Origin of the sequence: Halorussus litoreus (assembly GCF_003382685.1) — an archaeon.
Classification (GTDB): Archaea; Halobacteriota; Halobacteria; order Halobacteriales; family Haladaptataceae; genus Halorussus; species Halorussus litoreus.
Map to the genome: position 1 here is coordinate 86,827 of NZ_KZ859509.1, position 22,701 is coordinate 109,527.

The 22,701-nt window shown below is 66.2% G+C and carries 25 protein-coding genes and 2 pseudogenes; 14 read left to right on the forward strand and 13 right to left on the reverse strand.

Annotated features, from left to right (window positions below; all coding sequences use genetic code 11):
• Nucleotides 1–38: 38 nt before the first annotated feature.
• The 3 genes from DPQ64_RS04505 to tatC form a co-directional block, all read right to left on the reverse strand.
• Nucleotides 39–239, reverse strand: coding sequence for a hypothetical protein (locus tag DPQ64_RS04505; RefSeq protein WP_157971582.1), 201 nt, complete (start codon nt 237–239; stop codon nt 39–41).
• A 184-nt stretch (nt 240–423) separates the two neighbouring features.
• A complete protein-coding gene (locus tag DPQ64_RS04510) occupies nt 424–930 on the reverse strand; it encodes an NUDIX hydrolase (RefSeq protein WP_232820483.1) in 507 nt (168 codons plus the stop codon).
• Between the two features lie 271 nt (nt 931–1,201).
• Complete coding sequence (gene tatC, locus DPQ64_RS04515; RefSeq protein WP_115863165.1) at nt 1,202–2,056, reverse strand: twin-arginine translocase subunit TatC; 855 nt, start codon at nt 2,054–2,056, stop codon at nt 1,202–1,204.
• 93 nt (nt 2,057–2,149) lie between these two features.
• Between tatC and DPQ64_RS04520 the strand changes: the two genes are divergently transcribed.
• From DPQ64_RS04520 to DPQ64_RS04540, 5 genes are all read left to right on the forward strand, one after another.
• Nucleotides 2,150–4,465, forward strand: coding sequence for a twin-arginine translocase subunit TatC (locus DPQ64_RS04520; protein WP_115863166.1), 2,316 nt, complete (start codon nt 2,150–2,152; stop codon nt 4,463–4,465).
• A 320-nt stretch (nt 4,466–4,785) separates the two neighbouring features.
• A complete protein-coding gene (locus DPQ64_RS04525; protein WP_115863167.1) occupies nt 4,786–4,959 on the forward strand; it encodes a ribbon-helix-helix domain-containing protein in 174 nt (57 codons plus the stop codon).
• Nucleotides 4,952–5,692, forward strand: a complete 741-nt coding sequence (locus tag DPQ64_RS04530) for a queuosine precursor transporter (protein ID WP_115863168.1) — start codon at nt 4,952–4,954, stop codon at nt 5,690–5,692. Before DPQ64_RS04525 ends, DPQ64_RS04530 begins: the two co-directional genes overlap by 8 nt.
• A gap of 101 nt (nt 5,693–5,793) precedes the next feature.
• Entirely contained in the window at nt 5,794–6,549 is a 756-nt protein-coding gene (locus DPQ64_RS04535; RefSeq protein WP_115863169.1) for a DUF7537 family lipoprotein, read from the forward strand.
• Nucleotides 6,550–6,698: 149 nt separating this feature from the next.
• Nucleotides 6,699–7,127 carry a hypothetical protein gene (locus DPQ64_RS04540; protein ID WP_115863170.1) on the forward strand — a complete coding sequence of 143 codons (429 nt, stop codon included), beginning with the start codon at nt 6,699–6,701 and terminating at the stop codon, nt 7,125–7,127.
• A gap of 28 nt (nt 7,128–7,155) precedes the next feature.
• Here the strand turns inward: DPQ64_RS04540 and DPQ64_RS04545 are convergent, their stop codons facing one another.
• Nucleotides 7,156–7,914, reverse strand: a complete 759-nt coding sequence (locus tag DPQ64_RS04545) for a 23S rRNA (uridine(2552)-2'-O)-methyltransferase (RefSeq protein ID WP_115863171.1) — start codon at nt 7,912–7,914, stop codon at nt 7,156–7,158.
• Nucleotides 7,915–8,039: 125 nt separating this feature from the next.
• Between DPQ64_RS04545 and DPQ64_RS04550 the strand changes: the two genes are divergently transcribed.
• Complete coding sequence (locus DPQ64_RS04550; RefSeq protein WP_115863172.1) at nt 8,040–8,654, forward strand: hypothetical protein; 615 nt, start codon at nt 8,040–8,042, stop codon at nt 8,652–8,654.
• On the opposite strand, the gene DPQ64_RS18570 is transcribed toward DPQ64_RS04550, so the two are convergent.
• Entirely contained in the window at nt 8,651–8,815 is a 165-nt protein-coding gene (locus DPQ64_RS18570; protein WP_157971583.1) for a hypothetical protein, read from the reverse strand. The genes DPQ64_RS04550 and DPQ64_RS18570 overlap by 4 nt on opposite strands.
• 187 nt (nt 8,816–9,002) lie before the next feature.
• Between DPQ64_RS18570 and DPQ64_RS19480 the strand changes: the two genes are divergently transcribed.
• Nucleotides 9,003–9,746: a DNA polymerase sliding clamp gene (locus tag DPQ64_RS19480; protein ID WP_115863173.1), complete on the forward strand. Its 744-nt coding sequence runs from the start codon at nt 9,003–9,005 to the stop codon at nt 9,744–9,746.
• Nucleotides 9,747–10,084: 338 nt separating this feature from the next.
• Here DPQ64_RS19480 and DPQ64_RS19485 read toward each other — a convergent pair.
• Both DPQ64_RS19485 and DPQ64_RS04565 read right to left on the reverse strand, forming a co-directional pair.
• A pseudogene (locus tag DPQ64_RS19485) lies at nt 10,085–12,694 on the reverse strand (efflux RND transporter permease subunit); the annotation flags it as partial.
• Between the two features lie 123 nt (nt 12,695–12,817).
• Nucleotides 12,818–13,408: a DUF7474 family protein gene (locus tag DPQ64_RS04565; RefSeq protein WP_115863174.1), complete on the reverse strand. Its 591-nt coding sequence runs from the start codon at nt 13,406–13,408 to the stop codon at nt 12,818–12,820.
• A 154-nt stretch (nt 13,409–13,562) separates the two neighbouring features.
• Here DPQ64_RS04565 and DPQ64_RS04570 point away from each other — a divergent pair, with 154 nt between their 5' ends.
• Nucleotides 13,563–14,036: a hypothetical protein gene (locus DPQ64_RS04570; RefSeq protein ID WP_115863175.1), complete on the forward strand. Its 474-nt coding sequence runs from the start codon at nt 13,563–13,565 to the stop codon at nt 14,034–14,036.
• 34 nt (nt 14,037–14,070) lie between these two features.
• Here DPQ64_RS04570 and DPQ64_RS04575 read toward each other — a convergent pair whose 3' ends face one another.
• The gene (locus DPQ64_RS04575; RefSeq protein ID WP_115863176.1) at nt 14,071–14,871 is read right to left on the reverse strand and encodes an aldo/keto reductase; all 801 of its coding nucleotides are present in this window, start codon (nt 14,869–14,871) and stop codon (nt 14,071–14,073) included.
• A 149-nt stretch (nt 14,872–15,020) separates the two neighbouring features.
• Between DPQ64_RS04575 and DPQ64_RS04580 the strand changes: the two genes are divergently transcribed.
• Nucleotides 15,021–15,278 (forward strand): hypothetical protein, encoded by a 258-nt coding sequence (locus DPQ64_RS04580; RefSeq protein WP_198662006.1) that lies wholly within the window; start codon nt 15,021–15,023, stop codon nt 15,276–15,278.
• On the opposite strand, the pseudogene DPQ64_RS04585 reads toward DPQ64_RS04580, so the two are convergent.
• A pseudogene (locus DPQ64_RS04585) lies at nt 15,275–15,738 on the reverse strand (cupin domain-containing protein). The gene DPQ64_RS04580 and the pseudogene DPQ64_RS04585 overlap by 4 nt on opposite strands.
• 273 nt (nt 15,739–16,011) lie before the next feature.
• Here DPQ64_RS04585 and DPQ64_RS04590 point away from each other — a divergent pair.
• Nucleotides 16,012–16,332: a 4Fe-4S dicluster domain-containing protein gene (locus DPQ64_RS04590; protein ID WP_115863177.1), complete on the forward strand. Its 321-nt coding sequence runs from the start codon at nt 16,012–16,014 to the stop codon at nt 16,330–16,332.
• Between the two features lie 39 nt (nt 16,333–16,371).
• Nucleotides 16,372–17,448 carry a hypothetical protein gene (locus DPQ64_RS04595; protein WP_115863178.1) on the forward strand — a complete coding sequence of 359 codons (1,077 nt, stop codon included), beginning with the start codon at nt 16,372–16,374 and terminating at the stop codon, nt 17,446–17,448.
• Here DPQ64_RS04595 and DPQ64_RS19120 read toward each other — a convergent pair.
• Together DPQ64_RS19120 and DPQ64_RS04600 are read right to left on the reverse strand one after the other, a co-directional pair.
• Nucleotides 17,445–17,609 carry a DUF6757 family protein gene (locus tag DPQ64_RS19120; protein WP_198662007.1) on the reverse strand — a complete coding sequence of 55 codons (165 nt, stop codon included), beginning with the start codon at nt 17,607–17,609 and terminating at the stop codon, nt 17,445–17,447. The two genes, DPQ64_RS04595 and DPQ64_RS19120, sit on opposite strands and share 4 nt — an antisense overlap.
• A gap of 522 nt (nt 17,610–18,131) precedes the next feature.
• The gene (locus DPQ64_RS04600) at nt 18,132–18,968 is read right to left on the reverse strand and encodes a PHP domain-containing protein (protein ID WP_115863179.1); all 837 of its coding nucleotides are present in this window, start codon (nt 18,966–18,968) and stop codon (nt 18,132–18,134) included.
• Nucleotides 18,969–19,088: 120 nt separating this feature from the next.
• Here DPQ64_RS04600 and DPQ64_RS04605 point away from each other — a divergent pair, with 120 nt between their 5' ends.
• Together DPQ64_RS04605 and DPQ64_RS04610 are read left to right on the forward strand one after the other, a co-directional pair.
• Entirely contained in the window at nt 19,089–19,373 is a 285-nt protein-coding gene (locus DPQ64_RS04605) for a DUF5789 family protein (RefSeq protein ID WP_115863180.1), read from the forward strand.
• 175 nt (nt 19,374–19,548) lie between these two features.
• On the forward strand, nt 19,549–20,034 hold the full coding sequence (locus tag DPQ64_RS04610; RefSeq protein ID WP_115863181.1) for a hypothetical protein: 486 nt from the start codon (nt 19,549–19,551) through the stop codon (nt 20,032–20,034).
• A gap of 24 nt (nt 20,035–20,058) precedes the next feature.
• Here the strand turns inward: DPQ64_RS04610 and DPQ64_RS04615 are convergent, their stop codons facing one another.
• Nucleotides 20,059–21,093 carry a DUF5784 family protein gene (locus tag DPQ64_RS04615; RefSeq protein WP_115863182.1) on the reverse strand — a complete coding sequence of 345 codons (1,035 nt, stop codon included), beginning with the start codon at nt 21,091–21,093 and terminating at the stop codon, nt 20,059–20,061.
• A 197-nt stretch (nt 21,094–21,290) separates the two neighbouring features.
• Here DPQ64_RS04615 and DPQ64_RS18575 point away from each other — a divergent pair, with 197 nt between their 5' ends.
• Nucleotides 21,291–21,467, forward strand: a complete 177-nt coding sequence (locus DPQ64_RS18575; protein ID WP_232820485.1) for a DUF5786 family protein — start codon at nt 21,291–21,293, stop codon at nt 21,465–21,467.
• Nucleotides 21,468–21,580: 113 nt separating this feature from the next.
• Here DPQ64_RS18575 and DPQ64_RS04620 read toward each other — a convergent pair whose 3' ends face one another.
• Nucleotides 21,581–22,486 (reverse strand): YkgJ family cysteine cluster protein, encoded by a 906-nt coding sequence (locus tag DPQ64_RS04620; protein WP_115863183.1) that lies wholly within the window; start codon nt 22,484–22,486, stop codon nt 21,581–21,583.
• Nucleotides 22,487–22,701: the final 215 nt, after the last annotated feature.

Here is a 22,701-nt window from a genome sequence, read left to right on the forward strand (position 1 = left end):
CGCGTCGCGGTGGGTGTCGAGTGTGTCATGTCAGAGGGTCAGTCTCGAAGCCCCCACGGCAGGTTGCCACCGTACTCCTCGATGTATCTCTTTGCATCTTCGACACTGGTGAGTCGCACGTTGTCCCGGCTCCCGCCGTACCCTTCGAGCGGTGCATCGGGATCGCGTATCATCTCGCGCACGAGGTCTTCGACCCGTCCTTGGTCGCTCGTGGCGAACCAGTTTTTCACGGTGTTCACCACAGAAAGTAAGACGCGCGTTCGCACCTCGGGTGGCAGTTTGCTGGCACGCGAACTGCGGTACGTAGCTGCTGGCACGCGAGCTATGTGGCAGGCGCGAACGCTACCAGTACGTTGAGAGTAGTCCACCTTAGTTATACGCCGATTACGGGCGCGGAAACGGGGCGTTGTACCTCGGTCCGAATCAAAGGTACGGCCGCAACAGGTCGCCGTCGTGGAGCGCCGCCGGAAGCGTCTCGAACCACCGGGCCGCCTCGATCTCGTCCTCGGAGGTGCCCAACTGCGACGCGTCGGGAATCTCGCCCTCGGCTCGCGCCGCGTACACCACGTAGCGCGCGGTGAAGTGCTGCTTCCCGTCACCCTCGGCGACGTACGACTGGTCGAGGACGACCACCGGCTCGCCGACGGTCGCGTCGAGGCCCGTCTCCTCGCGGACCTCCCGTCTGGCGGCTTCCGTCGGGGATTCGCCCGGTTCGACCGCGCCGCCGGGGAGGATCCAGCCGTCGGACCACCGATTTTTGACGAGCGCGGTTCGTCCGTCGGGGTCGCGAACCCGAGCCGCGGCCGTGAGCGCGGTGCCCTCGACGGCCCACTCGCGGAGCGAGTCGAGTTTCGGCTCCGGAAGTCGGAGCGTCTGGCGCTCGCGCGGGGCGTCGGGAGCTAAATCGTGGGACGCGGGGACGTCGGTCACATCGGCCGCTCCGCAGTCTGCGAGAATAAATGTTGGCGTCGTAGCAGTTCGCAGCGTTCCGGTGAACGGAGTACGGGCGTCGGGCCCTCGAAAGCCCTCGGCGCGGTCGCGGTCGTTCAGCGACATCTCCTCGTTCGCTACGCTCACTCAGAGAGGGGTCGCTGAGACGACTGCAGTGAACGCGACCGCGCCTCGCCCTTCCATCCGCCAGGAAGTGGGTTGCTTCACCCGTCGAAACCGGACGGGTCAGTTTCGCTGACCGCCATGAGGCTCAGTTCCCGGTCCACTTCAGGAGGAACAGGGTCCCCTCGAACAGCGTGATCATGGTCACCGTGACGAGAATGGGGGCCATCCCGGTCGGGTCCGGCGTGAACAGGAACGAGATGCCGAGGAACGCGCCCCAGAACAGCAGCCGCCGGTCTGCAAGCCACTGGCGGGTCGTCAGCCCCATCATGATGGCGAGCATGATGAACAGCGGGATCTGGAACACGACCGCGAGATACCCCATCAGCATCAGGATGAGGTTGAACGTCTTCGTGAGGCCAAAGGCGAGGATTGCCACGTCGTCGGTGTAGTAGATGAAGTACGTGAAGATCGCGGGGAGCACGAGGTAGAACGCGAAGCTCACGCCGACGAACGCCAGCACGAGGCTCGTGGGAACCGCCGCGAGGTAGTACCGGCGCTCGTGGGGGTAGAGGCCGGGCTTCATGAACAGGTACGTTTCGTAGACGAACACCGGGAGCGCGACGATGACGCCCGCGAGACTGGCGACCTTGAGTTCGGTCAGCACCAGCGCGAGCGGGTGGTAGATGCGGGGCCGGGCCTCGTCGCCGAGCTGGTCGAGCGGGATGATGTTGTACCAGAGGAAGTTGATGACCCGCTCGGCGACCGGGAGCCCGAAGGCGGTGACGACTCCCGCGACGACGATGACGACCGCCAGCCGCTTTATCATCTCCTCGATGTGGTCGGCCAGCGGCATCTCCTCGTCCTCCAGCGGCTCGTCCGGCCGACCGTGTCCCGGAGGGTCGTCGATCCCCTGGGGAGCCGGGTTGTCGATGTCGCGGTGGGCCCCGGACTCCTCGGCCGGTGAGAGGTTGCTGGCGGTCGCCTCCGATTCGTCAGCCATCCAGTGGGTCTAAGCTCTCCGGTTCTTATAGGTCTTCTGTGACCGACGCTACGAGAAGATTGATAACTACGACACGGCTACCACCTCCAAAGAATGTCCGGAACCGGAGGTAGCATCGTCGACGAGGACACCGCGCGCGCCGTCAACAGCGGCCGCGAGACCATCGGAGCGATGCTCTCGACGGCGCAGGACCACCTTCGGAAGGTGTTCATCGTCTTCCTGCTCGGGTTCCTCGGCTGTTTCTACGCGCTTCGTGGCGTCGGCTGGCCGTTCCTCAAGGAGATCACCACCGCCCAGATGTCCGACGAGGTCGCCGAGAGCATCAACATCGTGGCGGTGACGCCGTTCGACGTCATCCTGTTGCAGGCGAAGATCGGCCTCGTTGCCGGGATCCTCGTCGCGCTCCCGGTGTTGCTGTACTACTCCCGAGACTCGTTCCGCGAGCGGTCGTGGTACCCGGAAGCTCCCATGGCCCGGTGGAAGATGGCAGTGCTGGCCCTGCTCGTCTTCGCGCTGTTCTTCGGCGGCATCCTCTACGGCTACTTCGTCTTCTTCCCGCTGATGTTCCAGTTCCTCGCGGACAACGCGATCACCGCGGGGTTCCAGACCAACTACTCCATCGTGAAGTGGACGGAGTTCATCCTGTTCCTCTCGCTGTCGTTCGGGCTGGCCGCGGAACTCCCGCTGGCGATGAGCGCGCTGGGGTACACCGGTATCGTGCCCTACGAGACGTTCCGGGACAAGTGGCGCTACGCCATCCTGGGCATCTTCCTGTTCGGCGCGCTCGCGTCGCCCCCGGACCCGTTCACCCAGATCATGTGGGCGACGCCGCTCATCCTGCTGTACGCGTTCAGCCTCTACCTGACGAAGGTGGTCGTGACGCTCAAGCGCGGGAGCCAGGGGCTCGCACTGCGCGACGTGGTGCTGGACAACTGGATCCGGATGCTCGGCGTCCCCGCGCTGGCGTTCCTCGCGGTCCGGCTGTTCTTCACGGAGGCCGGCTTCGCGGCCGTCAACGAGAGCGTCCTCGACTCGCTCGGGTACGCGATTCCGCCGATCGAGGAACTGCTCGGCCTGCCCCGTGGCGAGGCCATTCTCGTGGCTGCCGGGGCTGCCGCGTTCGTCGCGTTCGTCGCGGCGTTCCTCTACTACCTCTCGTACGCGCTGACCGAGCTGGCGGCCGAACACGCGCCGAGCGCGGGCGCGCCGGCCGACATCGACATCGAGAACCTCGACGCCGGCGCGGTACGGGCCGCACCGCCGGAGGTCTTCGCCGAGATGGAGGAAGCCGAGGCGGTCGACCGCGCCCGGCAGGCGATGGACGAAGACGAGGCCGAGAAGGCTCAGGCCATCCTCGACCGCTGGGACGAACTCCACCCCGACGAGGAGGAAGGCGAGGAAGGTAGTGAGACAAATGCGGAGGGCGAAGCCGGCGACGCCGCCGACGCAGCGGCGGGAGCGTCGGCGGGCGACGCAATCGAGTCCGCGCCCGGCGAGGGCGAGGCACCGCTGGCCGAGGACGCGGCGAAGCAGCCGACTGCCGAGAGCGCGCAGGAAGCCGAGGACGACTCCGGGCTCTTCGAGAGCACCGCCGCAGGCATGGCGGACGCGTTCACCGAAGAGGAGACCACCGAGGAGGACATCGGCGGCTGGTACTACGACATCCGGTTCATCCTCGAGAGCCTCACCTCGAAGATGTTCTGGCTCGTCGGCATCTTCATGACCGTCCTCGCGGCGGTGTTCATGTTCCTCTACAGCGGGGGCATCGGCTACATCCGCAAGGACTTCCTCGAGCGGATCCCCGCAGAGGTCCGTCCCGAGCCGGGGTCGAGCGAGGAGATCCTGAACATCGTCGTGCTCCACCCCGTCGAGGCGCTGGTGTTCGAGGTCAAGATCTCGACCCTGCTCGCGCTGGTCGCCATCCTCCCGGTCCTGCTGTACTGGGCGTGGCCCGCGATGAAGGAGCGCGGCCTCGCCTCGGGCGACCGGGGCGTGTTCGGCCTCTGGGCCGGCACCATCGCGGTCGGTCTCGTCGCCGGGAGCGCGCTGGGCTACTCGCTGGTCGCCCCGCGCATCATCTCGTGGCTGGTCGCCGACGCCGTGCGCGCCGAGATGATCATCTCCTACCGGGTCAGCAACTTCTTCTGGCTGGTGTTCTTCACCACGGCCGGAATCGGGCTGCTGGCCGACGTCCCGCTCACGATGTGGCTGTTCCGCGCCGGCGGCATCATCTCGTTCGAGACCATGCGGGGCCGCTGGCGAGAGGTCACCATCGCCATCTTCGCGGCCGCGGGCCTGCTCACGCCCGACAGCCTCTACACGATGTTCCTCATCGCTATCCCGCTGTCGCTGGCGTACGGCTTCGGGCTCGGCGTACTATGGCTGGTGTCGCTGGGTGGACGGCGATAAGCGAACGCAATCTGCCCTCAGTTTTTCTGTCGAGTGAAAAGCGTGGAAGCGTCGATGAAGCTAGCTACTGCCGATGCATCGGAGAGACCGCACCGCGACCGCGAGCCTCACACCTCCCCAGCCTCCTGCGGTCCTCACTGCGTTGCGGTCCTCGTCCCTCGCGCGCTTTGCGCGGCGCATAAACGCGCCGCGCAGCGCGCGCCGGGCTGGAAAGACGAGTCAGCGTTCGCAAGTGGGTAGAGGGGCAACCTCTACGAGCGAGAACTGGCCGCGCATCGAAATCCCGAACGCTTTAAACTGCCACTGGATAATACCCGAGTATGAGCAAGATAAGCGTTGAAGTGCCCGACGAACTCCTCTCGGACCTCGACGAGCACGTCGGCGAGGAGGGGAAGTTCGTCAACCGGAGCGAGGCCGTCCGGGCGTCCGTCCGGAAGATGCTGGACGTGCTCGACGAGATCGACGAGCGCCACGGGAGGCTGGACGATGAGTGAGAGCACCGCAGGAGAATATCAGGACACCGCGCCGCTCGGGCTCGGCCGCATCGCGCTCATCGCGCTGTTCGTCACCGCGCTGGTGACCGCACAGCTCACCGCGTCGAAGCTGCTGGGCTTCTCCATCCCGTTCGAGTTGCCGTTCACCGGCGCGCTGCTCGCGATGCCCGGCGCGGCGCTGGCGTACGCGCTGACGTTCTTCGCGTCGGACTGCTACTCCGAACTATACGGCCCGCGCGAGGCTCACAAGATGGTCAACGTCGGCTTCGCGATGAACTTCGTCTTACTCGCGCTGGTGTACTCGACCATCGCCGCGCCTGCCGCGCCGTTCACCGAGGTCGACCCCGCGACGTTCGAGACGGTGCTCGGCGCGAGCCTCAACATCGTGGTCGCGAGCCTGCTGGCCTACGTCGTGAGCCAGAACTGGGACGTGTACGTCTTCCACCGCATCCGCGAGCGGACCGACGGCGAGCACCTCTGGCTCCGGAACGTCGGCTCGACCGCGAGCAGCCAGTTGATCGACTCGTTCATCTTCGTGTTCGTCGGCTTCGCCGTCGTGCCCGCGCTCCGCGGCGCCGACGCGATGGGCCTGAACGCCCTGCTCGGACTGGTCGTCGGCCAGTACGTCCTGAAGCTGCTCATCGCCGTGGTCGACACGCCGTTCGTCTACGCCGTGGTCGGCTTCCTCCGGTCGCGCGAGTCGGTCGAGGCGAGCCCGCAGACCGCGGACTGAATCCCCGCCGCTGGAGACGACGGGCGACTGCGATTTCGCCGGCAGCCGTCGGCGACCGAGACCGACACCCATTTCCTCGTGCTGTCGAACCGTAGAGTCGCATGCGACACAGAGCCCTCCAGTTACTCGCGATCTGCTGTCTCGTCGCCCTCGCCGGCTGCACCGGCGGGCTTCCGGGCGGCGACGAACCGACGCTCGACGACGTCTCGTACCCCGACGGCGTGTCCGAGAACGGAACCAACGTCTCGGCGCTCTCGACCGCCCACAGCGAAGCGCTCGAAAACGAGAGCTTCGGCCTCACCGTCGACGCCAGCGTGAACGCCTCGTCGATCAACCAGTCCATCCGGATCGATGCCGCGGTCGGCGCGGACCGCGACAATATCCGGGCCGACACCAACGCGAGCGGCCAGCAGACCTCGATGTACCTGACGCCCGAGACGCGGTACACGAGAGTCGCCACAGACGACGGCGTGACCTACGACGCCCAGGAGCGGACGCCCACGGCGATGCAGCTCGTCCCGGCGTCGTACTCCGGTGCGAGCTACCTCGACCAATTCGCCGGGATGGCGAACGCCACGCCCACCGACGTCCGGGAGGTGAACGGCACGACGCTCGTCGTGCTCGAAGCCGACGGGAGCACGGCGACCGACAACGAGTCGGCGAATCTGGTCGACTACAACGCGACCCTCCTCGTGGACGAGCAGGGGGTCGTCCACTCGATGACGGTCGAGCTGGCGGCCACCAGTCAGGGCCAGCGGTCCACCACCCGACTGTCGATGGACATCTACGACGTGGGCGAGACGACCGTCGAGGACCCCTCGTGGCTCGACGAGGCCCGGAATCGAACCGGCGAGTAAGTCAGGTGCTCGCGGCGAGTGAGTCACGCGCTCGGCCGATGCCGAGCGCGTGACTCACTCGGCCAGCTGCACTGCTGAATCTCGCGGTTAGGGTGAACGGAAGAAAGTCGAACCGTCCGAGTTTAGACCCACCGCTTCGAAAGAAAACCGTGAGTCCGATAGTCCTCTCTGCCGGTCCACTACTCCTCTCTGCCGGTCCGCTACTCCTCTCTGCCGGAGTCGTCGTCGGACTGGTCACCTCGGTAGTCGTGTACGCGGACGCGGCCCGGCGCGGCCGCTCGCAGTCCGACGACCGCGCGCGGTCGTCGGACTGCGAGCGGTCGGCGCGTCTCCTGTGGCCCGTCAGCGTGGGCCTCACTAGCCTCGCCGGGTTCGTGGTTCCGTACTGGTACGACGAGGCGCTCCGCCGCGCGTACTTCGCGTGGGTCAAATCGAGCGCCGTCGTCACCTCGCCGTACGAGATGCTAGCTCTGCACTTCGCCGTCGGTGTCGGGATTAGCATCGCCGCCGTCCTCGTCTACGGCTTCGGCAGTCAGTACGACTCGCTCACGAGAAGTAGAACGGAAAACAGAGGATGACCGACGTCAGTAGCGTCAGGGCAGCGCGTCAGACGACCTCGGCGAACCCGAACCGCGGCTTGATCTCGGTGATCTCGACTTCGACAGTCTCGCCCTCGGATGCGCCGGGGACGAACAGCGTGTAGTTGTCGACCTTCGCGACGCCGTCGCCCTCCGAGCCCTCGTCGACGATGTCGACCTCCAGCGTCTCACCCTCGCTAACTGGCGCGGTCGTCCGCCCCTTGGCGACGAGGTAGAGCTCCGAGGACGAATCGCGGGAGGCGTCGGGCCGAAGCGTCCGGACGTACTGAAACTCCTCGTCGATGTCCTCGCGGAGGTCGTCGAGGTCCCGACCCTCGAACACCTTCACCGCGAAGTCCCCGCCGGTGTCGAGCACGTCGAGCGCGGTCTCGAACGCCTGCCGGGCGAGGTGGACCGACCGGGCGTGGTCGACGCTGTACTCGCCGGTCATGTTCGGGGCCATGTCCGACAGCACCACGTCGACCGTCTCGCCGGCGACCTCGCGGACCTCGTCTTTGGTGGGCTCCTCGGTCATGTCACCCCGGACCGTGTCCACGCCGTCGATGGCGTCGATGCGCTGGAGGTCCACGCCGATGACGGTGCCCTGCTCGCCGACTTCCTCGGCGGCGACCTGTAGCCAGCCGCCGGGGGCAGCGCCGAGGTCGACGACCGTCTTGCCCTCGTGGAGGAGGTCCTCCTCGCGGTCGATCTGCTTGAGCTTGTAGGCGGCCCGCGAGCGGTAGTCTTCCTGTTTGGCCTTGTTGTAGTAGTGGTCCTTGTGACTCATTCAATTGAACGTAGATAGTTCGGCGAGGGGTTTACGCGCTTCGTTTGTTCTGACCCCGTCCGAGCCGCTCCTACCCGAATCAGAGGCGATGAATTTATTTACCGTTATCGACTATTTCGACGCGAGTGTCGGGAGAAGATATCGCGCTCGCCGCGCGTCGACTCGTCGAGTTCGAGAGCCTCCAGTCGAAGCTCCACGAGGCTCGTCGGGACGCGATTACTGACTTCGACACCTGCATCCGGAGCTACCGGCAGACGTACGCGGGCCAACACGAACTTCGCCGGGAACTAAACGAGTGCGAGTGGGCGACGTATCGGTACGCGAGCCTCCTGCACATGCTCGGCGAACTCGTCCAGCGGACCAGCGACGAGTTCGATATTCGAATCCGGGATTGCGACCCGGTTCGACACGAAGTTCCGAAGCTAATCGGGGTGCGCCACTGCATCCATCACCGGGGTCTGATCGGAGTGAACGTCGTTTCACCGAGAAACAAAGCGAATCCCGCAGTGGGTATGCCCCTCAGCAGTCTTCGACGTCACGGGAAATGGGGTGGAAACAATCCTAAGTTCCAAACGTTCTTCTACGACGTTTCCGGTGACGCGCTCGTCCTTCGACCAATAGTCGAGAGTAGCGGTCAGAAGTGCAATGCTATCATCGAGGAGATGATCGGACTGCTCGAAACGACCTACGGAAAGAACCAGTTATTGAAGACTGTAACGTCTGCACGGCCGTACTCCTAATCGGAGTTTTCCGGGGCAGGCATCACGAACGCGTCGTCGTCGCTAACGCGCTCATCGTAGAACGCGAGTCGAATCGGCCCGTGTTCGTCCGCGTCGAGAACCTCCGGCAGTTCGGAGTTGGACTCGACGTTCAGGCAGTCGCGTTCCGAATCTGAAGTCATTTTCGACTATTAGTAGAGTCACCCGACGCAAAAAGCTACCGGACGTAGCGACGACCGAAGCTCGTCGAATCGGGACTGTGATCGCCACGGCTCGCCGAACTGGAGTCGCGCGTTTTTCGTCGATTCCCCACGCGCACGCGCCCGAACGAGTGACTTTTTATGCCGGGGGTTCGTACCACTTGCCAAGATGTTTAAGGCTATCGTGAGCGCCGACACGCTCAAGGACACCATCGACTCCGTGGGCGTGCTGGTGGACGAGTGCAAGATCCACCTGAACGAGGACGGCCTCGAAATCCGTGCAGTCGACCCCGCGAACGTGGGGATGGTCGATCTCGCGCTCTCCGAAGCGGCGTTCGAGTCCTACGAGGCTGACGGCGGTATCATCGGCGTGAACCTCGACCGACTCGAGGACATCGCGGGCATGGCGAGCGGCGACCAGCCGGTCCACCTCGAACTCGACGAGGAGACCCGCAAGCTCCACATCCAGATCGACGGGCTGGAGTACACCCTCGCGCTCATCGACCCCGACTCCATCCGACAGGAGCCCGACATCCCGGACCTCGACCTCCCGGCCGAGATCGTCGTCGAGGGTGCGGACATCGACCGCTCGGTCACGGCCGCCGACATGGTGAGCGACCACATCGCGCTCGCCGTCGACGCCGACGCCGAGACGTTCGTGGTGGAGGCCGAGGGCGACACCGACGACGTGCGCCTCGAACTCGACCGCGACGACCTCATCGACCTCACCGCGGGCGACGCCCGGTCGCTGTTCAGCCTCGACTACCTCAAGGACATGAACAAGGCCATCCCGAAAGACGCCGAGGTCACGGTCGAGCTCGGCGAGGAGTTCCCCGTCAAGCTCCACTTCGACATCGCGGAGGGCCAGGGCAACGTTACGTTCATGCTCGCCCCGCGCATCCAGAGCGACTGAAACCACGTTCCGCCAGAGCGACTACCTGCAGTTATCTCCGTCCTCGCAGTGGAGTTTCGTTCTCGTAGCGTCTGCGTCGGCAATCGAACGGTGAGAACAGTCGAAGGAGGGCCGAAGCGACAGGGGAACCGAAAGCGATGGGAGGGCCGAAGCGACAGGGGAACCGAAAGCGGTGGGAGGGCCGAAGCGACAGGGGAACCGAAAGCGATGGGAGGGCCGAAACAGGTGATCGACCAGCGAGGATCGAGAGCGAGCCGACCAGTCAGTCGCCCGCCGTGGCGGGGGGGGGGGGGGGGGGCGGGGGGGCCCCCCCCCCCCGCCACGTCGACGCGGCGACTCCATAGCAGGAGCATGCTCGGGAAGGCGTACACGCTCACGACGAACGACAGCGACAGCCCGAGCACCACCAGCATGCCGAACCCGCGGATCTGCGGGCTGACGTGCAGGAGCAGCGTGGCGAAGGCACCGCCCGAGGTGAGAGTGCTCCCGAGCAGGGCGCCGCCGGTTCCCGTGACCGCCGTGCGCAGCGCGGTCACCGGGTCGTGGCCCCGGTCGAGTTCCTGGGCGAACCGGTCGCTGATGTGGATGTTGTAGTCGACGCCCAGTCCGATGATGAGACTCATCAGCAGCGCGGTGACCAGCGTGATTGGCGTCCCGGTGAGGTACATCCCGCCGAGGACCAGCCCGACGACGAGCGCGATGGGAACGACCGTGAGCGCGCCGAGGGTCGCGCTCCCCTCGGTGAGCCGGTAGACGGCTGCGAGGACGACCGCGATGACCCCGAGCGCGATCAGCATCGTCCGGAAGATACCGTCCGCGAGCTGGCCGAGTTCGGCGTTCTCGAAGGTGGCCTGCCCGACTGCGGTGGCGGTCACCGTCTCGTCGTCCGCGACGGTTCCGGCGATGCCGTGCATCGCCTCCGCGCGCACGTCGACTTCGAGCCCCTGCTCGACCGGGACGAGCATGCGGAGCGACCGGTACTCCCCGTCGGTTCGTTCGAGGACCTGCCCGGCCTGCTCGGGAGCCGTGGCGTGGAGGTCGTCGTACACCGCCTCGACGTTCCGGTCGGGGACGCCGTCGCCGTCGGTGTCGGCCTCGCTCAGCGTCGCGGCGAACTGCTCGTCGGTCGCGGCGGTCGACTCCATGACCGACAGGACCGAGACGACCCGGACGCGCCCGTCGCGCTCGAACGCGGCGTCGCGGGTCTGGGCGTCCTCGACCCCGGCCGCGACCCGGTCGAGCGCGGCCGGGTCGGTCACGTCACCCTCGACGAGTATCGAGGTCGTGCGCCGATTCTCGTTCGTCGACTGGTACGCCTCGGTGACGTACTGCTGGTTCGCGTGGTACGGGTCGTCGGTCGCCTCCCACGCCAGCGGTTCGGGGAGTTCGGTCTTCCACTCGGCGACGTCCGAAGAGGTCTGGTAGGCCTGCCGGTCGATGTCGGTCCACGCCATCGCGCCGCCGGCACCGGCGACGAGCGCGACGACGATCACCAGCGGCGCGGCCTTCTGCGCGGCGGTGACGCCAGCGCCGAGCATCGGCCGGAGATATCGACCGTGTCCGAGCGCGGTCTTCTGTCGGTCGAATCCGACCCGTTCGAGCAGGCCGTCGACGCTCACCTTCAGCGCCGGGACGAGCGTGGTGAACACGACCAGCGCCGAGACCACGCCGAGCGTGATGCCCACGCCGAGGTCTCGGATCATCCCGAAGGGGTTCGTGAGGTTCGCGAGGAAGCCGACCGCCGCGGTGATGGTGACGAGCACGAACGCGACGCCGACCGACGACAGCGCCCGGCCCATCGGCTCGCGGACGCCCTCGTCGGGGCCGCGCTGCTCGCGGTACCGCATGAACACGTGGAGGCCGTAGTCGATGCTGAGCCCGGTGACGAGCACGGGGCCGATGATGAGGGTCATCCCCGCGGGGACCGACAGCCAGCCGAGGATGCCGAACATCCACAGCACCGAGACGACGACGCCGACGAAGCCGACGAGCACGTCCGCAAGATCGCGGTACGCAAACCCGAGAACGCCGAGGATGAACAGCAGCGCCGCGGGCAGAATGAGCTCTATCGTGTCGGTGTTGATCTGCTCGTAGTACGACTGGGAGGCGAACTGCCCCATGGTGAAGTACTCGACGCCCGCGGCGGCTGTGGCCGTCTCGGACTCGTCAGCTGCCTCGGACTCGTCGGCAGCCGTCCCGGACTCACCGGCCGCTCCGTACTCGTTCGCACCCTCGTACAGCGCCCGCTGTGCGTCAGCGGGGGGCTGCGGCAGCCCGTTCGTGGCGGTGCCGGCCTCGAACGTGAAGATCATCCGGCGGCCCTCGGCAGTGGTGCTCCCGGGCTCGTAGTCGTTCGGCATGAGCTGGAGGGACTGCGAGCCCTCGGTGAGCGTCGCCGCGACGAGGTCGGCCACCTCGTCGTCGCTCAGCGCTTCGAGCGCCTCGATCTGGGCGTCGAGGTCGGCGTTCCGGTCACCAGCGGCCCGCGCTCCGACCACGTTCGAGACGCCGAGGGCTGCGTTCTCGCCGGCAAGCGCCGCGGCGACAGATTCGTTGTCCCGGACGTCGCGTTGATAGCGCAGGGATTCGAGCAGCGACTGCTTCGAGAGGACGTTGGCGCCCTCGCTTCTGACGTACACCGTCGACCGCGTCGTGTTGATCGAGGACCCCTCCCCGTCTTCCTCTTGGCCGTAGTGTTCCTGGATGTAGTCGCTCTTCTGTGCGATCTCCGTGTCGCCGACCGCGTCGCTGTTGACCTGCCCGGAGTTCTGCATCTCGAGCTTGGTGATCCCGCCCGCGACGCCGGCAGTCAATAGCAACATCAGGACGACGACGATTCTGTTGTGGTTCGTGACGAACTCGACGGCTCGCCGTGGTGTGTCTCGTAGCATCGTGGATATCGTGTTCCGCCGTAGATTCGCAGGCTGTACGGCTGACGACTGGAACATCTACACCGGGTACAAAAAGGGGGCATCCACAGTTGCAGACTCAGAAAACGTGCGAAAGTCTCGGCGAGCTAACTGGGAATCGTCTCCGCGAGCGGTCCCCAACTCATAGGCTCCGGTCGGCCCTCACAGGCTCCGGTCGACGACCGCCTTCGCCGCCTCGGCCTTCTCCTTCCAGCCGTAGCCCGACTCGTAGACGTGGCGCTTCTTGTCGACCAGTTCCTCGGGCGTCGACTCCTCGAAGCCGCCGCGGGTCCACGTGCCGGTCTCGTGGAGCCAGTCGACCACGCGCTCGCGGGTCTCGTCCCACGAGAGGCCGACCATCTCGTACCACGCGATCATGGCGAACACGGCGTTGTCGTGCGCGCCGGGCACCGACCCCTTCTCTGCGACCGTCTTGATGGGCTCTATCGTGGGGTCGGTGACGTGTTCCTTGTAGTCGGCGGCGGTCAGCAGTTCGAGTTGGCCCCCGTCGGTCTCCATCACGCGCTGCTCGTGCTGGAGGCGGTCGAGCGCGCCCCGATGGAGTTCGCTCCACCGGCCGTGAACCGCCTCGGGGAGCGCGTCCGCCGGCAGCGGGTCGCCCGACAGGACTGCCACGATGTCGGTGTAGGCCTTCTCGATATCGGACCACGACGCGCCTTCGAACTCGCAGTCGGGCCCGTGGAGGCTGGTGGTGGTCCGGCAGTCGGGACAGGGGTAGTCGAACCGCGGCACGACTCGGTGTGTGTCGTTCCGAGTACAAAACTGGTCTGATTCGGGACGGCTCCGCTGGTTCGGGACGGCTCCGCGTCGGTTCCGAGCGCGCTACTCCCGAAACTGCGACCTGCTGCCGAAAGCTTATCCCGTCGTTCGCACAACAGGAGGCGTGATGCCCTCCAGAACGATATCTGCGCTTCTGGCCGCCGTCCGCGTCGTCTTCGTGGTGGCCGGCCTCGGAATCGCGGTCGCGACGGTGCTCCAACTGGCGTCGATGCCGCCGCCACCGCCCGAAAGCGACGGGTTCGCCCACGGCATGGCAGGGCTTATCGGCGGCGTGATAATCGTCCTGACGCTCGGGCTGGCCGCGGTCGGCGTCAGTCTCCCCTCGTTGCTGGGACGCGAGGACCGGCTCGGCTTCAACCCGTGGCAACGCTTCGCGCTGAAGGGAGCGGGCGTCCTGATCGGCGGCGGCCTCGTCGCGGGGCTGGCAGTGGGGCTCCTCACTGAACTTCAGTTCGGCGTCATCTTCTGGCTGGGACTGGTGTTTCTGGCGACCGGGGTCGTCTGCGCCACGCTGGTCTGGCGACTCTCGGAGGCGCTCGTTCGGTTGCTGGCTCGGGTCGCCGGCGAGACGAATCCGTAATCCGTGGCACGCACCGGGCTCTCTTTCGACGATATCAGCCGTCTCGGTTCCACGCCGCGCCGTCGGGGTCGACGAGTCGCTCGCGCTCCTCGATGGCGTCGATACGTTCGACCTCCGACGCCGAGAGTTCCGGCGCGTCGAAGTTGGCCCGGAGGTGGGCCTCGCCAGTGGCCTTCGGAATCGGGACCACGCCGTCGCGCTGTTCGAGCCACGCGAGGCTGACGGCCTCCGGCGTGGTGTCGTGGGATTCGCCGATGTCGGCCAGCGCGTCCACCTCGCCCGCCTCGCCCTGCATCAGCGGTGCGTACGCGACCACGGTGATCTCGCGCTCCCGACAGTAGTCGAGCAGGTCGCTCTGGGGGAGCAGCGGGTGCATCTCCACCTGATTCGCGACGATAGGGCTGTCCAGGATCTCGTCGGCCTCGTCGAGCAGGTCCGTCGTGAAGTTGCTCACGCCGACGTGGCGGGTCGTCCCCGCCTCGCGCAGTTCGTCGAAGACGGGGAGCGTCTCCTCGGCGTCGTAGGCCCCCGTTGGCCAGTGGACGTACAGCAGGTCGACGGAGTCGACGCCGAGCCTGTCGAGGCTCTCGGCGGTCGTCTCGCGAACGTCCCCGGGCGCGAGGTTCGACGGGTGGATCTTCGTCGCGAGGAACGCGTCGTCGCGGGGGACCTCGCTCGCGGCGATACCCTCACCCACGGCGGCCTCGTTGTCGTACATCTGGGCGGTGTCGAGGTGGCGATAGCCGATTTCGAGCGCAGTCCTGACGGTTTCGGCGCACTGGTCGGCGTCGTCGTTCCCGGACGTGCCGAGACCGGGACTCGGGATTGTCGGCATGTCCGATTCGTGTCGTCCGACGGGCAAAAAGCTACCCGCGTCGGCAACCTCGCGTACACAATTCCCTCGGCGCGAGTGCTGTCCCTCGCAACGATTGCTGTAACGTTGCGGACGAAAGAGCGAAAGGGCCGGCGGGAGAACTGTCTGGCATGACCGACCGCAACGTGCCGTGGCGACTCCTCGGACTCGGCGGGGTGGCGAGCCTCTGCTGCATCGGTACGACTGCGGTGGGCGGCGCGGCGGTCGGCGGCGCGGCGCTGGCGAGCGGCGCGGTTGCAGGCGGCCTGGGCGCAGGAGTCGTGCAGGTAGTGGTGACCGTGGTGACGGTCGCGGCGGTCGGCGTCGCCTGGAACCGCTTCGGGCCGAGTCCGCAAGGCAGGAGCTGTCCGGACTCCGAGCGCGACTAGTCGAACCGCCCCGTCTCCGCGCCGCAGTCCTCGCAGACCGTCACGAGTGCCTCGCCGTCCGGCGCACGCTCGATGCTGTTGGGCGTTCGCTCGCCGCAGTTCTCGCAGTCGCGCTGGAGGTCGAGCGCTCCGCTCTCCCTGGGCGCGCCGAGCGCGAGCGCGACAACGCGCTCGTCGCCGCGGTTGACGCCACGCTGGTACTCGCCGGGCGCGAAGCGGACGAGTTCGCCCGACTCGACCGCCACCGCACCGTCCTCGGTCTCGTGACGCTGCCGGACTCGACGTAGAACACCTCCTCCTGATCGGCGTGAGCGTGGTAGCCGAACGCGAAGCTGTCGCCGGGCGCAAGCTCGTAGTAGTTCAGTGCGAGGTCGCTGGCGTCGAGCGCCGCGGTCAGGGGCCGCTTCACCGCCGCGGGACCGGTTCGAGAGTCGACCTCGTCGATGCGGACTCGTTCCATGCCGAAGCCCACGCTGGGCACGAACAAAACCGCACTGGAGCCGGAAACCGTGCAGTTTCGGGACGGACGCCCCGCGAACGGGCTCGGGAATCCGACGAACGAGCGCAGATGACACCACTTAAAACCTCGCGAACGTGTTCGGAGCCGAAGTCGGCAAATCCGCCCCGTCACGCGTTTTTAGCCCGACCTAAACCGGTCGGGGTGACCAGTACGCTTAAGAAGAGGACCGTGTTTTAAGTACCAGGTCCCCGAAGGACGGATAGGTGAACTACAATGGCAATCGACCCACAGTTTCAGGATAATCGCGAGAAGGTAGACACCCACGAGGGCCACGACGTGTGGGGCCCCGTCGAGGAACCGGAGAAGCTGGGCATCCACGGCACACACGTCGCCGTGGACTTCGACCTCTGCATCGCCGACGGGGCGTGTCTGGAGGACTGCCCGGTCGACGTGTTCGAGTGGGTGGACTCCCCGGACCATCCCGAGAGCGAGAAGAAGGCCGACCCTGCGAACGAGGCCCAGTGTATCGACTGCATGCTCTGCGTCGACGTCTGCCCGGTAGACGCCATCGACGTAGACGCGGGTCGGGCCTGACCGGGAATTTCTTCTATTTCGGCGGACATCTTGGTCGTAATGGTAGCGACAGCCCTCCGCGTCGTTGCGGTTGCAGTCCTCGTCTTCACCGTGACGGCAACGGTCGCGGGCGGCGTCAGCGACGCGAATCACGCCGACGCCCAAGACTGTCCGGACGAAGGAAACCTCTGCGCGGCGTTCCCCGACGACGCCGTCGGAGTGTCGGACTGGCCGTACCGGACGAACCTCACCGTCGCTGGCGACGTCTCGGTGGTCGAGATCACCGAAGACGAACTAAACGCGAACCAACTGGTAGACATCTTCGGCGGACACCAGACCGACGGCGCGGTTCGGGTTACCGTCGGCGAGGACGGCGCGATCCCCGCGGAGTTCGACTACTCGGACGGGGGCAACCACACGTTCCACGTTCGCGCAGTGAAGGCGAAACGCACAGTGAGAGCGAATCGAACCGCGGATGCCGACCTCCTGCTCGTCGGTGAGCCTCCGACGGTCTACCTCTCCACAGACTTCCCGGTCGTCGAGCGTGGCGGTACCGTGCGAATCGGCCTCGAATTCGACGACGCCGCGGTCGGCAACGTCACCGTCGCGGGCGAGGGCGTCCGACTGAAGGCGACGCTACGGGACGACGACCGCGACGGAAGCGCGGGACTTCTGATCGACTCGGACGCGCTCGAAGATAGAGCGGGTGCCGTCAGAGTCGTCGGAGCCGACCGGCTGCTGACGGTAAACGTGAGCGCCGCGAACGCGACGCTGTCGACGGGGACGTACGACCTGTCCGCCGGAATCGACGGCAGGGAAACCGCCATCGGGCTTCTGAAGGTCGTTCGTCGGACGGAGACGACGAGTTCGACGCGAACGACGAGTTCTGCGGCCGCGGCGCAGTCGACCAGCGTCGGGACGAGGGAACCGACGAGTCCGGGGTCGACCGAGGTCGAGTCGACGGGCGAACCGACAGCGGACGCCGATGTACCTGCACAGGAGAGCGATACGTCGGAGAGGATCGGCTCGCCACGGGGAACGGAACCGCGGGGAGAATCGACGCGCAGCGTTCCGGGATTCGGTGTCGGGAGCGCGCTCGTCGCGCTCGCGCTCTGTCTCGCCCGCCTCTGGCGCTAGTCTGATCTCTCCACGTCGAGTTCCTGTCGGAGGTACGCCAGCGCGTCGGTCTCCGCGAGGTACTCGAACTGATCGCGGAAGTGCACGTCACAGAGCCCCACTCGGACGCCGTTCAACTCTGGCGCGAACGACGCGTCCCGGTCGCAGTAGTGACACCGCATACCAGTCGGTAGGTGGTTCGGCAATTTAGGTTCTGCGTTCGGGTCGTCGATTCGGGACTGATGAGTTTCGCGCGTTCTCGACAGCCACGAGTTCGCGACCTGCCGCCGACCACCGTTTCGTGGCCTGCCACTAACCATCGCTTCTCGAATTGCCACCAACCACGGGACGCGCACCGTGAGCGCCCGCTGGCGCGAACGGTGCGGGGAGGCACGGGGCGCGGTCGCTGTGCGGTTGCGGTGCTGTGCGGTTGCGGATTCTCCTATGCATCGGCAGTAGCTAGCTTCACGGTGACTTCCGTCATTTCGAGTGGCGGGTTGCGGGTGCGCTAGCTATCGCTTGCGCCTCGGCGTGACCGCACCGCGACCACACCGCAACCGCGACCGCAACCGCACAGCACCGCATCAGCCTCTCAGACCTCCCCAGCCTCGGGGCGCATGAACGCGCCCCTCCCTCGCGCGCGTTGCTCGCGCGCGCCGAGGTTTCAAATCGAACAGTCGAGAGTAGGCAGTCGAAATTCGGTGTTACAGACTCACCGACGAGCGGAAGTGGCGATACTCCGGGCGTGAGAGCCCGGCGAGGCCGAGCACCTCGTCGTGGGCGTCGGTCCCGCCCGTGGGCACGAGGTCGTATTCCGCGATAGCGCGCTCGACCGGCCGGGGGTCGACCTCCCGGTCGTAGGGGTAATACCGCTCCACAGCGTCGAGGTGGCGAGTCAGTTCGAGGGCGGCCTCCGGGTCGTCGTACCGATACGGATGAGCCAGTCCGACGAGGCCGCAGGCGTCCGAGAGGAGGTCGACGCCGCGCTCGAACGAGGTCACCTCACGCGCCACGAAGCAGGGGCCACCGTCGGCGATGAGGTCGTCGAACACGTCGCCGATCTCGTCGTATGCTGTCTCGGCGTGGTCGACCACCGCGCGGGCGACGTGGGGCCTGCCGAGGCCCTCCCGCGCTTCGAGGTCGAGGTCCACGCCGAGGTGGTCTTCGACGCTCTCGATGATGGCTCGCCCGCGCTCCTTGCGGTCCCGCTGGATGCGGTCGAGTTCGTCGACGAGTTCGGGCGTCGGTGTCGCACCGTAGCCCAGCAGGTCGACGCGCTCGCCGGGACCGTCGCTTCCCCCGCTGGACTGGTCGCTCTCGTAGTCTTCGCTCCGGGGTTCGACCCGCAACTCGATGCCGTGGACCACCGTCACGCCCTCGAACGCAGTGACGGGCGTGGGGAGTTCGGGGTGGAGGCGGTCGTGGTCGGTGATCGCCACGACTGAGACGCCCGCGTCGCGGGCGGCTTCGGGTACCTCCGACAGCGCCATCTCGCCGTCGGAGTTGGTCGTGTGGACGTGAAGGTCCGCGAAGACGCTCATACCCCCAGAACGCGGGGGCCCGCCGAAAGCGCTTCGTTCTGGGGAGACCTTAGATTCCTTAAGGACCTCCGTAGCATCCCCCGGAAAGGTTTATCATTAACTTTGGTGTAGGTGCTGTCGATGTCCCTGCGACAGGCGACGGAGTTACTCCGTCAACACGACTACCCGGCGACGACGAATCAACTCGCTGACTCACACGGCGACTACGAACTCGACCTGCCGAATGGCTCGGAGACGCTCGGGGAGATACTCCGACGCGGCGACGACGAGACCCTCCACGCACCCGGCGAGGCCGAGGCCACCCTCTACTGTACGGTGGGCGAGGGAGCCATCGGCCGGAAGGGGTACAGCGACCGCGACCCGACGACGCTCGGGACCTTCGGTCCGGAACAGGTCAGTTTCTGAGACGCGACGTTTCCAGCGGTCGGTTGCTGGGGCGATTCCAGCCGAACCGAGGTATTTTCTGCACGTCGACGCTCGGCGAACAGCCTGCGAGTACCTACACCGCGACTGCGTCTCGTCAGCCGTTGGGTCAAGAGTGAAAATTTATTAATTTATTCCGAGTGTAGAGTGTCGTTGTATGGAGATGCCCGATAGGCGACGCGTCCTCCAATCTACCGGAGCCGGTGCACTCGCACTCATCAGTGGCTGTAGCGCGTTCGCCAACAGTTCTCCGCCGGAAGCCATCATCAGCGGTGTTTACGTCACTAATCACCACGAGGAACCGCACACAGTTCATCTCTTGATTTTCGATCAGGAGTCGGAAGAGCCGATGGAACCCGTCTACTTTCGGTCGAAGACCTTCGGAGCGAACGACCCCGACGCGAAGTTCCAAGTCGGTGGCGGGTTGTTCGAGGGGCTTCCGACGGAACCCAGTAACTACCACGTCGAGATTCGCTTGGACGGGCGCGAGTGGGATACAGTGGACGTAAGTTATTACGACAACTTACCAGATCGAATCAATATAGGAATCACTATCGGATACACGTTTAAAGAGACCGGTCCGCCAGCGTGGAAAGTAACTGTGTCCGAACCGAAAGACGAGACGACGGATACCGACACGTGACCGACTGGTGATTTTCGCCAGTTCCTACACCCACTCCACAGCACCGCCCAGATCCAGCGGCACCGAGCCCTTGCTGTAGGCCTCGACGTGGCCCAACGGGCGCGCCCGGAAGACCACCGCAGGCCGGTGTCGAACCTCCGGCTGTTCGCCCTTCACTGCGGCCCACTCGTCGTCTCGGAAGCCCGAGCAGTCCACGAACAGCACCGCGCCGCCGCCGTGTTTGTCGAGTTGTCCGGAGGTCTTGGTCTCGGCCGTCTCGCGCACCGCGGCGACCGGCGTGTCGGCGTTGCGTCGCGTCGGCGGTCGGGGTCGGGTGACCTCGACCAGCACGCCGCCACCGCCGTCCGAACTCGCGGCCTCCGCGGGGAGGTCGGCCCGGAAGTCCAGCGAGTGGCCCGTCGTCACCTCGATTTCGGGCGTGACCTCGTAGCCGGCGTCCACGAGCAGTTTGGCCGCGGTGAACTCGCTCATCGCCGACGCCATCCGCACGGGGTCGACCTGCGGGCTGGTGCCGAGCTTCGACGCCATCTCGTACCGGTAGTCGTCGAGCGCGCCCGTCGAGAGGAACCCCTCGTAGAACCGCAGGGCGTCGTCGCGGGTCGCGTCCGGAAACCCCATCGCGTGCTCGCGGAAGAACTTCCGCGAGGAGTGTCTGCCGTCCTTCGAGAACAGCACGGGAAGGAAGAACCACGCGAGATGCTCGTACTCGGCCAGCCACGGGGCCTCGACCGCGAGGTCCGCGAGCAGTTCGCGCTGGGCCCACCGCGCGACAGAGTACGGAATCTCGTCGAAGGTGTACTTCTCGGTCCGCCAGAGCGCGGAGGGCGTCTCGGTGTTGCCGAGCCAGTAGGCCTCGCCACCGTCGGGGTTCCAGATGAACAGCGCGAAGTCCCCATTGTCGATCTCGAATCGATGGGCGTCGTACCCGGAGGGAACCACGAAGTGGGGCGTCAGAAGGCGCGCGCCGAACTTCTCGTCCAGCGAGCTCAGCAGGTCGCGTTCGATCTTGTCGTCGGTCCACCGCTCCGTAGAGCGGCGAAAGCGGAGCGGACTCGCCACGGGAGATAGTTGTCACGCGACGGGTTTACCTCTTGCGTCGAGATGTCTCTCTTGAGTCGAGGGGTTACCACGTGAGACACCGACGTGTCACGGATGCAGACGCCCCGGGAATTTTGACCTGTTTTCAGGGAGCGAAAAGAATGCGATTATCCGTTACATTCATTACCGCCGGATTCTTACCCATGAGTGTGGTTGTCATGTCAATGGGTGCCTATGACGAAGACGAACACGAGCGCCGTGAACGCAAGAACAACTCGGTCGAAGTCAGCGAGGACGACGACCGGACGACGTATCACGGCTCCGTAGAGTACGACTCCGGCGACTCCGCGGAAGCGCTCCTCGACAAGTTCGAGGAGATCAAGACCGGGAAGTGAGCGGGCACAGGTTCCGTTAACGGGGAGATCCTGTTCTGCCGACGATCGACGCGATAACTCAGACGGCCAGTGAATTCGCCCCTCCGCGGACTCGCGAAAGGCAGTTCCGACGCTCAGTGCTCCGAATTCGAGTCCGAATCGTCCGCGTTCCAACCCGGAGTCGCGGGCGCGCCCCGGTCGTCCTCGACGCGCTCGGCGAGCGACGGATCGGGCGCGGACGCACCGACTGCGTCGCCTTCGGTTCCGTCGGCCCGCGCCCGCCAGTCGGCGATGGCCCGCCCGACCCACGAGTCGGCGTCGCGGGCTTCGGCGAGCGCCGCTTCGAATCGGTCGCGGTCAACGTTCGTCGTCCCGGGCGCGGCCGAGATCGCAGCTGCGGTGAACAGCGCGCGGTCCTCGGCGGTGAGGTCGCCGTCCGCCGCGCGGGCAACGACGCCGTCCAGCCGGTCGGGCTCGGGGAAGACGAACACCTTCTGGCCGAGCGCCTGCGGGCCGAGCAGGAACACCGACAGGCTCTCGGGCGCGTCGTCGTCCAGCAGGCGCTCGCCGCCGAACGCGGCCTCTACGCGCTCGCACTCGGTCTCCGCGTCGAGTTCGAGGTTGTGACCCGGGTAGTCGGCACACTCCTCGGGGTAGGTCTCCGCACCGTGGATGCGACACTGGAGCGTCGCCGGGTCGAGGAACGCGCAGGTCGGGAGCCACGTCGGGTCGGTCCCGAACGGGGCGACGGGCTTGAGTGCGCGACGGAGGCCGAGGAAGAACGCCGGCTTGCCGTCGACGGCAGAGACAGGGATACCGTCGACTTCGACGCCGTCTTCGTCACGCCAGAGTCGCGGGGTCAGCGCGTCGGCCAGTCCCGCGTCGAGGAACGCCCGGGCGTCGTCGCGCGTCAGCGGCACGAGGTTGTACGCGTCGTCGAGCGGTTGGCGCGGTCCCCTGCGCTCGTGGTCGCTGGGCTCCGGGGAGATGGCTCGCCAGTCGATGCAGCAGCCGGCACATCCCTCACAGTTCACCTCCATGGCTGTGTCTCGTTCGCGGTGGTCTGACATAAACGGTCGGGTGGCGGAAGCACCGGTCGGGACTGGGGAAGGGCGAGGGGAACTGCGGAAGGGTGAGGGGACTGGGGAAGGGCGAGGGGAACTGCGGAAGGACAGGCGGAACTGCGGCAACTGCGGTCGCGGGCCCCCCCCCCCCGCCCGGCCCCCCGCCGCCCCCCAAGGGTTGTTACCCCAAA